Origin of the sequence: Brachybacterium nesterenkovii (genome assembly GCF_900163655.1) — a bacterium.
Taxonomy (GTDB): Bacteria; Actinomycetota; Actinomycetes; order Actinomycetales; family Dermabacteraceae; genus Brachybacterium; species Brachybacterium nesterenkovii.
The window spans coordinates 30,625-44,360 of record NZ_FWFG01000094.1 but is presented as its reverse complement, the minus strand read 5'-3'; the positions used below and the strand labels follow the sequence as shown (position 1 = coordinate 44,360).

Annotated in this window: 9 protein-coding genes; 6 read left to right on the top strand and 3 right to left on the bottom strand. The window is 71.4% G+C overall.

The genetic code is table 11. From position 1 onward, the window contains the following. Positions 1-51 precede the first annotated feature (51 nt). The 5 genes from xylB to araA all read left to right on the top strand — a co-directional run bounded on the left by xylB (position 52) and on the right by araA (position 6,949). Positions 52-1,443 (top strand): xylulokinase, encoded by a 1,392-nt coding sequence (xylB, locus tag FM110_RS11005; RefSeq protein WP_087104803.1) that lies wholly within the window; start codon positions 52-54, stop codon positions 1,441-1,443. A 120-nt stretch (positions 1,444-1,563) separates the two neighbouring features. Continuing rightward, entirely contained in the window at positions 1,564-2,583 is a 1,020-nt protein-coding gene (locus tag FM110_RS11000) for a LacI family DNA-binding transcriptional regulator (protein WP_087104802.1), read from the top strand. 202 nt (positions 2,584-2,785) lie between these two features. Further along, a complete protein-coding gene (locus FM110_RS10995) occupies positions 2,786-4,534 on the top strand; it encodes a xylulokinase (RefSeq protein WP_234992311.1) in 1,749 nt (582 codons plus the stop codon). Positions 4,535-4,693: 159 nt separating this feature from the next. Then, a complete protein-coding gene (locus tag FM110_RS10990; protein WP_087104801.1) occupies positions 4,694-5,437 on the top strand; it encodes an L-ribulose-5-phosphate 4-epimerase in 744 nt (247 codons plus the stop codon). Between the two features lie 3 nt (positions 5,438-5,440). Further along, complete coding sequence (gene araA, locus FM110_RS10985) at positions 5,441-6,949, top strand: L-arabinose isomerase (RefSeq protein ID WP_087104800.1); 1,509 nt, start codon at positions 5,441-5,443, stop codon at positions 6,947-6,949. A gap of 391 nt (positions 6,950-7,340) precedes the next feature. Here the strand turns inward: araA and mmsB are convergent, their stop codons facing one another. From mmsB to chvE, 3 genes are all read right to left on the bottom strand, one after another. Then, positions 7,341-8,528: a multiple monosaccharide ABC transporter permease gene (gene mmsB, locus FM110_RS10980; protein WP_087104799.1), complete on the bottom strand. Its 1,188-nt coding sequence runs from the start codon at positions 8,526-8,528 to the stop codon at positions 7,341-7,343. Then, a complete protein-coding gene (gene mmsA, locus FM110_RS10975) occupies positions 8,525-10,045 on the bottom strand; it encodes a multiple monosaccharide ABC transporter ATP-binding protein (protein ID WP_200810226.1) in 1,521 nt (506 codons plus the stop codon). The genes mmsB and mmsA overlap by 4 nt, the downstream gene beginning before the upstream one ends. Before the next feature lie 377 nt (positions 10,046-10,422). After that, positions 10,423-11,568, bottom strand: coding sequence for a multiple monosaccharide ABC transporter substrate-binding protein (gene chvE, locus FM110_RS10970; protein WP_087104798.1), 1,146 nt, complete (start codon positions 11,566-11,568; stop codon positions 10,423-10,425). 547 nt (positions 11,569-12,115) lie between these two features. Between chvE and glpX the strand changes: the two genes are divergently transcribed. After that, positions 12,116-13,078, top strand: a complete 963-nt coding sequence (glpX, locus tag FM110_RS10965; protein ID WP_087104807.1) for a class II fructose-bisphosphatase — start codon at positions 12,116-12,118, stop codon at positions 13,076-13,078. Positions 13,079-13,736 lie beyond the last annotated feature (658 nt).

Here is a 13,736-nt window from a genome sequence, read left to right as displayed (position 1 = left end):
ACCCCCACCACCTGTATCCGCACCACCCACCCCTGACAGAGAGGTCAGACCATGGCCCCCACCGTGCTCGGCATCGACTCCTCGACGCAGTCCACCAAGGCGCTCCTCGTGGACGCCGAGACCGGCCGCGTGCTCGACGAGCGCCGCGCCGCCCACCCCGCCGGCACCGAGGTCGACCCCCGCGCCTGGCTCGTCGCCGTCGATGAGGCCGCCGGCCCCCTGCTCGAGCAGGCCGACGCCGTGGCCGTCGGCGGTCAGCAGCACGGCATGGTCCTGCTCGACGAGCATGGCGAGGTGGTCCGCGACGCCCTGCTGTGGAACGACACCCGCTCGGCCCCGCAGGCCGCCACCCTGGTCGACGAGCTCGGCGGCCCCGCCGCCTGCGCCGAGGCCATCGGCTCCGTCATGGTCGCCTCCTTCACCGCCTCCAAGCTGCGCTGGGTGGCCGAGAACGAGCCCGCCAGCGCCGCGCGCGCCGCCCGTGTGCTGCTCCCGCACGACTACGTGTCCTGGCACCTGGCCGCTCACGGGACCGAACCCTTTACCGACCGCGGCGACGCCTCGGGCACCGGGTACTTCGCGACCGCGAGCTCCGACTGGGACCGCGAGCTGCTGATCCGGGCGCTGGGACACGACGCGGACCTGCCGCGCCTGCCGTCCGCCCCTGGCGAGGCCATGGCGGCTACCGCTTCCGGCGCCCCCATCGGCGCCGGCACCGGCGACAACATGGCCGCGGCGCTGGGCCTGTCGCTCGGCCCCGGCGACGTGTCCGTCTCGATCGGCACCTCCGGCGTCTGCGCCATGGTCTCCGATGCGCGCCCGGCGGACGCGAGCGGCACCGTCACCGGCTTCGCCGACGCCACCGGTCGCTTCTTGCCGATGACCACCACCATCAACGCCGCCAAGATCCTGGACTTCGGCCGCGCCCTGCTGGGGGTCGACCACGACGAGTTCGCGCGCCTCGCGCTCGCGAGCGTCCCCGGTGCCCACGGCCTCACGCTCCTGCCCTACTTCGACGGGGAGCGCACCCCCAACCGGCCCGACGCCCGCGCCACCCTGCATGGCCTGTCGACCGCATCCAGCCGCGAGGACATCGCCCGCGCCTGCGTCGAGGGGCTGCTGTGCTCGCTCGCCGACGGCATCGCGCCGCTCGAGGCCGACTCCGGGCGCGCGCCCGAGCGGATCATCCTCATCGGCGGCGCCGCGCAGTCCGCCGCCGTCCGGGCGCTCGCGCCCGCCGTGTTCGGCCGCGACGTGACCCTCGCGCCGACGGGGGAGTACGTGGCCCTCGGCGCCGCCCGCCAGGCCGCCTGGGCGCTCGCCGCGACCGCCGAGCCCCCGACCTGGAGCCTCGAGGGCTTCGAGACCCTCCACGCCGCGCCGACCCCGGACGTGCTCGACGCCTACCAGCAGCTCAAGGCCCGCACCGAGGGCTGGAGCTGACACAGACCCCCCGCATCGTCTACGGGCGGGCCTGAGGATCGACGCGGACAGCTCGCATCCGGCTGTAGCCCGGGCCGCTCGGCGTCGGACCCTGCACCCGGGCGCGGCATGATGGACCTCATGAACTCCCCCCGCGACCGGACGGCGACGGCCGCCCGCCGCCCGTCGATGACCGATGTCGCCGCCCGTGCCGGCGTCTCCTACCAGACGGTCTCGCGCGTGCTCAACGACCCCGGGATCGTGAAGGCGGAGACCCGCGCCAAGGTGGAGGCGGCGATCGCCGAGCTCGGCTTCACGCGCAACCTCGCCGCGCGCTCGCTCAAGACCACGAGGACGGGGATCCTCGGCGTGGTCACGGACGGCTCGCCGCTGTTCGGGCCCGCGACGACCACGGCCGCGATCGAATGGGCCGCCCGCGACGCCGGATACTCGACGCTGCTGACGGCCCTGCGGCCGGGGGAGGGCGGCGAGTCGACGGCGGGACGGGAGCTTCTCGAGCGCGGCGCGGAGGCGATCGTGGTCGTCGCCCCGCACGAGGGGATGCTCGAGGCGCTGGTGTCGATCGCGCGGATCACCCCGGTCGTGTCCGTGTCGGCCCTGCCGCAGGAGGCCCCGGGGATCCGCTGCGTGTCGGTGGACCAGGCCGCGGGAGCGCGCGCCGTGGTCCAGCATCTCGCAGAGCGCGGGCACCGCTCGATCGTCCATCTGCAGGGCCCGACGACCTGGTTCGATGCGCGCGGCCGCGTGGCGGGCTTCGAGGCCGCGATCACGGACGCCGGCATCGACGGGGAGGTCACGACCCCGCGCAGCTGGGGTGCCGAATCCGGGTACGAGTACGGGCACGCGCTGGACCTCTCCGCCCTGCCGGACGCGATCTTCGCGGCGAACGACCAGATGGCGCTGGGGCTGCTGCGGGCGCTGCGAGAGCGCGGCGTCTCGGTGCCCGACGACGTGTCGGTCGTGGGCTTCGACGACATCGAGGGATCGGCCTACTTCACGCCGCCGCTGACGACGGTGCGCCAGCCCTTCGCCGACCTCGGCTGGGCGGCGGTGCACCTGGTGACCTCGGACGATACGACGGTGGCCGCGCCGCTCCTGCCGGCGACACTGGTGCCGCGCAGCAGCGTCCGCGACCGCTGATCGGGGCCTTCCTCCGGTGATCCCGGAAGGGTGCTGTCCGTGCTCTGTGAACGTTGACATTCAGGGTCGGCAGTGCCAGGGTGGAGGAGCGGCGCAGCCCCTGCCAGGCAACGCCCGGTGCGACGCGGCACCACCGCGGTGCGATGCGGCACAAGCCGGTGCGACGGCGCACCACCCCGGACCCGATGAGGGAGAGCTCTCGATGACCGACCCCGTGCACCCGATGGCGACCTCGCCCGCCGTCCCCGCGCCCGCCGTCTCTGAGGCCGCCGGTCACCCAGTGCCCGTGACCGACCCCGCGCCAGTGACCGCCTCCGCGACCGAGGCCGATACGGCACCCGCCGCCGACCCGACGACCGCCGCCGAGGTCATCTCCTCCGGCCGGGCCCTGCTGGGCATCGAGCTCGGCTCGACCCGCATCAAGGCCGTCCTCATCGACCCGGCCGGCACGGTCCTCGCCTCCGGTGCGCACGCGTGGGAGAACCGCCTGATCGACGGCATCTGGACGTACGGCCTCGACGAGGTGGTCTCCGGCGTCCAGGCCGCGTACGCCGCGCTCGCCGAGGACGTCCGCGAGCGCCACGCCACCGAGCTCACCGCGCTCGCCGGTCTGGGCGTCTCGGCGATGATGCACGGCTACCTGGCCTTCGACGCCGACGGCGAGCTGCTGGTCCCCTTCCGGACCTGGCGCAACACGACCACCGGGAGCGCCTCCGCGATGCTGTCGGAGGCGTTCGGTCGCAACATCCCGCTGCGCTGGAGCGTCTCCCACCTGCTGCACGCCGTCCTCGAGGGCGAGGAGCACGTCGCGCGCATCGCGCACCTGAACACCCTGGCCGGGCACGTCCACGAGCTCCTGTCGGGGCGGCGGGTGCTGGGCATCGGCGACGCGAGCGGGATGTTCCCGATCGATGCGGCGACCCATGAGTACGACGAGCGCCTGCTCGACGCCTTCGCCGGCCTCGACGCCGTGCGCGAGGTCCCATGGGACCTGCGCGAGCTGCTGCCCCGCCCCCTCGTCGCGGGGGAGGCGGCCGGCACCCTCACCGCTGACGGGGCCGCGCTCCTGGACCCGACGGGCGCCCTGCGCCCGGGAGCGGTGATGGCCCCGCCCGAAGGGGACGCGGGCACCGGCATGGTGGCCACGAACTCGGTGCGCCCGCGCACCGGCAACGTCAGCGCGGGCACGAGCGCCTTCGCGATGGTGGTGCTCGAGAGCGACCTCCCGACCGCGCGCGAGGAGATCGACCTCGTCGCCACCCCGGCCGGGGACGCCGTCGCGATGATCCACACCAACAACTGCACGGGCGACCTCGACCAGTGGCTGGGTCTGCTGGGCGAGGCCGCCGCGCTCACCGGGGCGCAGGTGGACCGCGACGAGCTGTTCCGCCTGCTGTTCACGGCTGCGCTGGACGCTCCCGCCGACGCCGACGGCCTGCTGGTCTACAACTACCTGTCCGGGGAGCATCAGACGGGCGTGGCCACCGGGCGCCCGATGGTCGTGCGGCCCGAGGGCGTGGGCCTGGTGCTCGCGCCGTTCCTGCGCGCCCAGCTGAACGGGGCCTTCGCCGCGCTCGCCGCCGGGATGCGCGTGCTGCTGCGCGATGAGGGCGTGGTCTGCGACGAGATGTTCGCCCACGGCGGCATCTTCACCACCCGCGGCGTGGCCCAGCAGGTGCTGGCCGATGCCCTCGGCGTGCCCGTGGCCGTCGCCGAGTCCGCGGGAGAGGGCGGCGCCTGGGGCATGGCCGTCCTCGCGGGCCATGCCGTCGCCCGTGCGCAGGGAGACGGGGCGGCGCTCGCCGACCACCTCGCGCAGCGGATCTTCGCCGACCTCGAGCTGACCACCCTGGCCCCCGATTCGGAGGGGCAGGCCGGGTACGCCCGCTGGCTCGACCGGTACCTCGCCGCCCTGCCCGTCGAGCGCCTCGCCGGGGAGCTCATCGTCTGACATCTCGGCCGGTCTTCCGGGCCGACCTCGCCCGTCCTGCCTGCCGTTCGACCCGACCGCCGACCGTTAGTCCCGACCGGTCCCGCACCAGCCCAGTCCTGATCGCCGCGCCGTCCGTCGGCCCCGATCCCACCCGCACCGCCCACCGAAAGAGGCACCATGACCGTCCGCCTGACCGATCTCCCCGCAGACGTCCAGCAGGCCGTCGCCGCGACCCGCGCCAATGTGACCAGGCTCCACGAGGAGCTGCCGCGCTGGGAGCTGGTGGTGTGGACCGCCGGGAACATCTCCGAGCGCGTCCCCGGCACCTCCGACCTGGAGCTGTTCGTCATCAAGCCCTCGGGCGTCTCCTACGACGAGCTGTCGCCCGAGGTCATGGTCGTGTGCACGATGGACGGGGTGAAGATCGACGACGGGACGCCCGCGGAGCTGACCCCGTCGTCGGACACCGCGGCCCACGCGTACGTGTACCGGAACATGCCCGAGGTCAGCGGCGTCGTGCACACGCACTCGACCTACGCGACCGCCTGGGCCGCGCGCGGCGAGGAGATCCCGTGCGTGCTGACGATGATGGGCGACGAGTTCGGCGGGTCGATCCCCGTGGGGCCGCTCGCGATCATCGGCGACGACTCCATCGGCCAGGGCATCGTCGAGACGCTCACGGGCCACCGCTCGCGCGCCGTCCTCATGCAGAACCACGGCGTGTTCACCATCGGCCCGACGGCCCGCAAGGCCGTGGCCGCCGCCGTCATGTGCGAGGAGGTCGCCCGCACCGTGCACATCTCCCGCCAGCTCGGCGACCCCATCGCGATCCCGGACGACATCGTCGACCGGCTGTTCGACCGCTACCAGAACGTCTACGGCCAGCACGGCGCGGCCGGCGTGACCACCCAGGAGGACTGAGAGATGAAGAACCCGTTCGAGGGACGCGAGATCTGGTTCCTGACCGGCAGCCAGGGCCTGTACGGGCCCGAGACGCTGGATCAGGTGGCCGCGCAGTCCCAGGAGGTCGCGCGCCTGCTGGACGACGCCGAGCAGATCCCGGTGCCGGTGGTGTGGAAGCCCGTGCTGACCGACCGGGATGCGATCCGGCGCATCGCCCTGGAGGCCAACGCCGATGACGCCTGCGTGGGCGTGATCGTCTGGATGCACACGTTCTCCCCGGCCAAGATGTGGATCCTGGGCCTGGATGCGCTGGCCAAGCCACTGCTGCACCTGCACACGCAGGCGAACGTCGAGCTGCCGTGGTCGAGCATCGATATGGACTTCATGAACCTGAACCAGGCCGCCCACGGCGACCGCGAGTTCGGGTACATCGCCACCCGCCTGGGCACCCGGCGCACCACGGTGGTCGGGCACGCCTCGCACGAGGGGGTGCGCGACCGGGTGGCCCGGTGGGCGCGCGCGGCGACCGGCTGGGCCGAGCTGCACTCCCTGCGCCTGGCCCGCTTCGGCGACAACATGCGCGACGTCGCCGTGACCGAGGGCGACAAGACCGAGGCCGAGCTGCGCCTGGGCGTCTCCGTGAACACGTGGGGCGTCAACGACCTGGTCGCGGCGGTCGATGCGGTCGAGGAGTCCGCGGTCGATGCGCTCGTGGCCGAGTACGACGAGCTGTACGACGTCGCGCCCGAGCTGGGCCCCGACGGCGACCGCCGCGAGTCCCTGCGCTACGGCGCTCGCCAGGAGCTGGGCCTGCGTTCCTTCCTCGAGGCCGGGGGCTTCGGCGCGTTCACCACCAGCTTCGAGGACCTCGGCGGCCTGCGCCAGCTCCCCGGCCTCGCCGTCCAGCGCCTCATGGCCGACGGCTACGGCTTCGGCGCCGAGGGCGACTGGAAGACTGCCATCCTGGTGCGCGTGGCCAAGGTGATGGGCTACGGCCTGCCCGGCGGCGCCTCCCTCATGGAGGACTACACGTACGAGCTCACGCCGGGCAAGGAGAAGATCCTGGGCGCGCACATGCTCGAGGTGTGCCCCTCGCTCACGACCGCGAAGCCCACGCTGGAGATCCACCCGCTGGGGATCGGCGACCGCGAGGACCCGGTGCGCCTGCGCTTCACCGCGGACCCCGGTCCCGGCCTGGTGGTGGCGATGTCGGACATGCGCGAGCGCTTCCGCCTGGTGGCCAACGTGGTGGAGGTGGTCGAGCCCGACCAGGAGCTGCCCAAGCTGCCGGTGGCCTGCGCGGTGTGGGAGCCCGAGCCCAGCTTCGCAGTGTCCGCGGAGTGCTGGCTCTCGGCCGGCGCGGCCCACCACACGGTGATGACCACGGCGCTGACCCTGGACGTGTTCGAGGACCTCGCGGAGATCGCCGGTATCGAGCTGGCCGTGATCGACCAGGGCACGACGTCCCGGGGCTTCCGCACCGAGCTGCGCGTCAACCAGGTCCACCACCGCCTGGCCCAGGGGTTCTGAGCCCCGGGGGAGCCTCAGCCTGAGCTGTCGAGGGCCCCGGAGCGCCGCGTGCGCTCCGGGGCCCTCGTGCGTGCAGGGCGCAGCGGGCAGGGACCTGATCCGGGCGCCGTCGTGTCAGGACGGGCGCTATGCGTGCCCACAGGCCGTATATGTGCCTGTGTGCGCACGCATAGCGCCCGAGTGTGCATGGCCCCGGCCGGGTCCCGGGCCGTGGGAGTACCCGCCGCGCATGGCGTCCGCCTCCGCCGCCCACGGAACGCGCACGTCGGCGCCCGTACCCCTCAGGGTCCGGGCGCCGTCGTCATGCAGCGGGGGAGGGCGGAGCTGTCGACCCGCGCTCGCCGGGTCGCGTCCGACGGACGTCGCGCGCCCGTCGCGCCGTCGTCCTCGATCAGGCCTCTACGGCCCCCGCTCGGCGCTTGTTCCACACGTCGAAGGCCACGGCTCCGAGCAGCACCAGGCCCTTGATGGCCTGCTGGTAGTCGATGCCGATGCCCATCAGCGACATGCCGTTGTTCATGATGCCCATGATCAGGCCGCCGATGATGGCGCCCACCACGCGGCCCACGCCGCCGGAGACGGCTGCGCCGCCGATGAAGCAGGCCGCGATCGCATCGAGCTCGAAGTTCTGGCCGGCCTTGGGGTTGGCCAGGTTCAGGCGCGCCGTGAAGACGATGCCCGCGATCGCGGAGAGCACGCCCATGTTCACGAACAGCCAGAAGTTGACCCACTTGACCTTGATTCCCGACAGGCGCGCCGCCGGCAGGTTGCCGCCGATCGCGTACACCGAGCGGCCGAACGGCGTCCGCGACGTCACCACCGTGTAGATCACGATCAGGAACGCCAGGATGATCAGCACGATCGGCAGGCCCTTGTAGGTGGCGAGCTTCCAGGCGAAGGCCATGATCAGAAGCGCCACCAGCACCAGCTTGAGGATGAACAGCGCCATCGGCTCGACGGTCTGCTCGTAGGCGATGCGCCCGCGGCGCGCGGACCACTGCATCCACGCGAACGCCGCGACGCACAGGCCGCCCAGCAGGAGCGTGAAGGCGTCGTATCCGTACCCGCCCAGCAGACCGTTGAGGTACCCCGAGGCGATGGACCGGAAGGGGCCGGGGAACGGGGAGATCTGCGTGTTGCCCAGCACGATCATCGCCAGGCCGCGGAAGGCGAGCATGCCCGCGAGCGTCACGATGAATGCGGGGATGCCCACGAAGGCGACCCAGAAGCCCTGCCAGGCGCCCACCAGGGCGCCCACCAGGATCGCGGCGAGGATCGCGAGGATCCACGGCAGCTCCATGCGGACCGCGACGACGCCGGCGACGGCACCGGTCAGCGCTACGACGGAGCCGACGGACAGGTCGATGTGCCCGGCGATGATGATCATGACCATGCCGATGGCCAGGATCAGCACGTAGCTGTTCTGCACCACCAGGTTCGTCACGTTCTGCGAGGTCAGCAGGGAGCCGTCGGTCAGCACCGCGAACAGCACGATGATGACGGCCAGGGCGATGTAGATGCCGCTCTGGCGGAGGTTGGCGAGCGGCCCTGCCTTCAGGGACTGCATCAGGCTGGTCATGAGTTCTTGCTTCCCGTCTCCATGGTCATGCGCTGCATGAGGGATTCCTGCGTGGCCTCCGCTACGGGGACATCGCCCGTGATGCGGCCCTCGCAGAGCGTGTAGATGCGATCGCAGATGCCCAGGAGCTCCGGGAGCTCCGAGGAGATCACGAGGACGGACTTCCCCGCATCGGCGAGCTTGTTGATGATCGTGTAGATCTCGTACTTGGCCCCGACATCGATGCCGCGCGTGGGCTCATCCAGGATCAGGACGTCCGGCTCGGAGAACATCCACTTGGACAGCACGACCTTCTGCTGATTGCCGCCCGACAGCTGCCCGACGATCGAGCTGACGCCGGGGGCCTTGATGTTCATGGACTTGCGGAAGTCCTCGGAGACCCGCACCTCCTTGTTCTCGTCCAGGAACCCTCGGCGCGTCACCTTCGGCAGCGACGCGATGGTGATGTTCCTGCGGATGTCCTGGATGAGGTTCAATCCGTAGTGCTTGCGGTCCTCCGTCGCGTAGGCGAGGCCGTGCTGGATCGCCGCCGAGACCGAGTCTGCGTGGATCTCCTTCCCGTCCTTGAACAGGCGCCCGGAGATGTCACGGCCCCACGCATGTCCGAACACGCTCATCGCGAGCTCGGTGCGGCCGGCCCCCATGAGCCCGGCCAGGCCCACGATCTCGCCCTTGCGCAGGGTCAGGTTCGCCGCGTCGATGACCGTGCGGGTCGGATCCAGCGGGTGGTGGACGGTCCAATCCTCGATCCGCAGGGCCTCCTCGCCGATGCTCGACTCGTGCTCCGGGAAGCGCGAGTCCATATCGCGGCCGACCATGCCCTTGATGATCCGGTTCTCGGTCACGGCGTCGTGGCGCATGTCGAGCGTCTCGATGGTGCGGCCGTCGCGGATGATCGTGGTGGAGTCGGCGATCTCGGCGATCTCGTTGAGCTTGTGGGAGATCATGATGCACGTGATGCCCTGGCCCTTGAGGTGGCGCATCAGGGTGAGCAGGTGCTCGGAGTCGTCATCGTTGAGCGCGGCGGTCGGCTCGTCGAGGATGAGGAGCTTGACCTCCTTCGACAGCGCCTTGGCGATCTCCACCAGCTGCTGCTTGCCGACGCCCAGCTGGGAGACGGCCGTGGTGGCCGGCTCGGCCAGTCCCACACGGGCCAGCAGCTTTTGCGCCTCGGCGTTCGTGCGGTGCCAGTCGATGAGGCCCAGCTTCGTGATCTCGTTGCCCAGGAAGATGTTCTCCGCGATCGACAGATACGGCGAGAGCGCGAGCTCCTGGTGGATGATCACGATCCCCTCGGCCTCGGAGGAGCGGATGTCGGAGAACTGGACGGGGCGGCCGTCGAACAGGATCTCGCCCTCGTAGGTGCCGTGCGGGTAGACGCCCGACAGCACCTTCATGAGGGTGGACTTGCCGGCGCCGTTCTCGCCGCAGATCGCGTGGATCTCGCCGCGCTTGACCTCGAGGTTCACGTCGTCCAGGGCGCGGACGCCCGGGAAGATCTTGGTGATGCCGCGCATCTCGAGGATCGGGGCGTGCGAGGACACGTCCTCGGTGGCGGGGACTGCGCCGATCTGCTCGAGCAGTGGGGCATCGGGATCGGCCGTGCTGGCGCCGTCGGACGGGGCCGCGGCGGCCCCCGTCGTGCCCTCTGGCGGGGGCGCGGCGGCGGGGTCGGGGATGCGGGGAGCGGGACCGGAGCCCGCTGCGGAATCGGGATGCTCCGCGGGATGGGAGTTCATGGTGCTTCCGTTCGCTGAAGGGCGGAGGGGTACTCAGGAGGGCCCTCCAGGAGCGCGGGGAGATCGGCGCGGCCGTCCCCCGCGTCCTGTGCGGGCCGTGAGCGGGCGGGGCGCCCGGTGCGGCATGCGCACCGGACGCCCCTGCGCGGAGTCGATCAGACCCCGACCTCTTCGGCGGTGTAGTACCCGGTGTCCACCAGCTCGGCCTTCAGGTTGTCCTTGGTGATGATCACGGACTCCAGCAGGTAGGAGGGCACGACCTTCTCGCCGTTGTCGTAGGTCTCGGTGTTGTTGACCTCGGGCTCCTCGCCCTTGGCGATCGCGTCGACCATCGCGACGGTCACCTCGGCGAGCTTGCGGGTGTCCTTGAAGATGGTCGAGTACTGCTCGCCGGCCAGGATCGACTCGGCCGAGGCGAGCTCGGCGTCCTGCCCGGTGACGATCGGGTAGGGCTGGTCCGCGGTGCCGTAGCCGGCCGACTTCAGCGCGCCGAGGATGCCGATGGACAGGCCGTCGTAGGGCGAGAGCACGCCCTGGACCTTGTCGCCGCCGGAGTAGGTGGAGGTGATCAGGTTCTCCATGCGGGACTGGGCGGTGGCCGGGTCCCAGCGCAGGATCGCGACCTTCTCGAAATCGGTCTGGCCGGACTTCACCGTCAGGATGCCCTTGTCGATGAAGGGCTGGATCACGGACATCGCGCCCTGGAAGAAGAAGGTCGCGTTGTTGTCGTCCGGGCTGCCGCCGAACAGCTCGATGTTGGCGGGATCGGTCTTGCCGGTCTCCTTGCCGTCGGCGTCGAGGTAGCCCATGCCGATGAGCAGCGAGGTGCCCTGCTGCACGCCCACCTTCTCGTTGTCGAAGCTCGTGTAGTAGTCGACGTTGGGGGTGTTGCGGATCAGCCGGTCATAAGCGATCACGGGGATCTTGTTGTCGGCGGCGGTCTGCAGCTGCGTGGTGAGCGCCGTGCCGTCGATCGAGGCGACGACCAGGATGCCGGCGCCCTGGGAGATCATGTTGTCGAGCTGGTTGACCTGCGTGGGGATGTCGTCCTCGGCGTACTGGAGGTCGACCTTGTAGCCCTTGTCCTCCAGCTGCTTCTTGAGGTTCTCCCCGTCCTCGATCCAGCGCTCGGAGGACTTCGTGGGCATGGCCAGGCCCACCAGGATGTCCTCGGGGTTCTTCTTCTCCCCGCTGCCGACGCCGCCGCTGCTGCCGCCGGCGCCGGATCCGCCGCAGGCGGCGAGGGGGAGGGTTCCGAGCGCGAGCATGCCCGCGATGAGGGAACGACGGGAAACGGTCATGGTGGTTCTCCTTGAGCGACGCTGCACAGGCGGCCGGAGGAGACGTGGCGTCGCCCCTCGGCCGTGAGGGATGTCCGCTGCCGGCGGCGGTGCCGGAGGGGTCGGACATCTCTAGTGGCAACGTTCACACCGCTGGCGTCAACCGGGCGCGCGCGGGGGAGGTGCGGCCGTGCGCATCCTTCAGCACAGGGGAAGGCGCCCCGCGCGTGCCCCGGAATCCGTCTTCGGATCTGCGCCGTCGCCTGCCCTGTCCCGTCCAGAATCTGCATCGAAATAGCATCTGACCTGCATATGACGGGGCGCATGCCGTCTCGATGCATTTTCTGGACGCCCTGGTCCCCACCGGCCCGTTTGGATTCGCCCGTTCCCCGTGCCCGCCCCGCGTGACGCCTGACACTCCTAGACTGGGGGGCGACCCCGGCACCGCCGCCGCCGTCGACCACGGCCCGCGGCGACCGCCCCCGCTCCGACCAGGGAGATATCCACGGTGACCTCGACCAACGACGTCCGATCCGATTCCGCCGCCGTCCCCGACCGCAACCTCGCCATGGAGCTCGTGCGCGTCACCGAGGCCGCCGCCATCGCCGGCTCCCGCTGGGTGGGCTGCGGCGACAAGAACCGCGCCGACGGCGCCGCCGTCGACGCGATGCGCACCTTCATCGAGACGGTGCAGATGAACGGCACCGTCGTGATCGGCGAGGGCGAGAAGGACGAGGCGCCCATGCTCTACAACGGCGAGGAGGTGGGCGACGGCACCGGTGCCGCCGTCGACGTCGCCGTCGACCCGATCGACGGGACCCGCCTGACCGCGATGGGCTACGATAACGCCCTGTCGGTGTTCGCCGTCGCCGAGCGCGGCTCGATGTTCGACCCCTCGGCGGTGTTCTACATGGACAAGCTCGTCGTCGGCCCCGACGCCGCTGACGTCGTGGACCTGCGCAACCCCATCCGCGCCAACGTCGAGGCCGTCGCCAAGGCGCTGAAGAAGCCCGTGGGCGAGGTGACCGTGTGCATCCTCGACCGCCCGCGCCACGAGAAGCTCGTCTCCGAGGTCCGCGAGGCCGGGGCGCGCGTCAAGTTCATCATGGACGGCGACGTCGCCGGCGCGATCGCCGCGGCTCGTCCCTCCACGGGTGTCGACATGATGCTGGGCATCGGCGGCACCCCCGAGGGCATCGTCGCAGCCTGCGCGCTGAAGGCCACCGGCGGCGTGATCCAGGGGCGCCTGGCCCCGATCGACGACGCCGAGGCGCAGAAGGCGATAGACGCCGGACACGACCTGGACCGCGTGCTTTCCACGAACGAGCTCGTGACCAGCGACAACTGCTACTTCGCGGCCACCGGCGTGACCAACGGGGACCTGCTCAAGGGCGTGCGCTTCGGACGCAGCCGGATCATCACCCAGTCGCTCGTGATGCGCGCGGCCTCCGGCACCGTGCGCGTGGTCGAGGCCGAGCACCGGCGCGACAAGTGGTCGCACTGGCTCGAGCAGGGGCCGCAGGCGAGCTGACCTCGGACGGGGCGCCGAGCGCGGCTGCTCGGCGCCTCGGGGCGCCGAGCGCGGCTGCTCGGCTCCCCGCGGTGCTGAGCGTGGCTGCTCGGCTCCCTGCGGTGCGCTCCGGTGTGAGCTCCGCGCGCCTCAGCTCCGAGTGCGCCCCGCCGCGGACACCTGGCACCCCTGTCCGCCTGCGTGCGGGCGTGGGCATGATCAGCCCCCGCCCGGGCGCGCCCCTCGCGTGCCTCGCACGATGGATTGGTCGATCCTCGTCGGAATCACGCGCTCTTTCCGACGAGGATCGACCACTCCACCCACGGATTCCGACGAGGATCGACCACTCCGCGAAGGGTATCGAGGGTGGGGAGAAGAAGGGTGAGGGCGGTAGAGGCCAGCAGGCACAGGCGATGAGGGCGTGCGCGGCGGCACTGGGCGAGGTCGGACGAGAAGGGGCCCAGTGGGGCCAGCGGGCACGTGCGATAAGGGCGCGAGCGGCGGCACTGGGCGAGGTCGGGCGAGAAGGGGCCCAGTGGGGCCAGCGGGCACGTGCGATAAGGGCGCGAGCGGCGGCACTGGGTGAGGTCGGGCGAGAAGGGGCCCAGTGGGGCCAGCGGGCACGTGCGATAAGGGCGCGAGCGGCGGCACTGGGCGAGGTCGGACGAGAAGGGGCCCA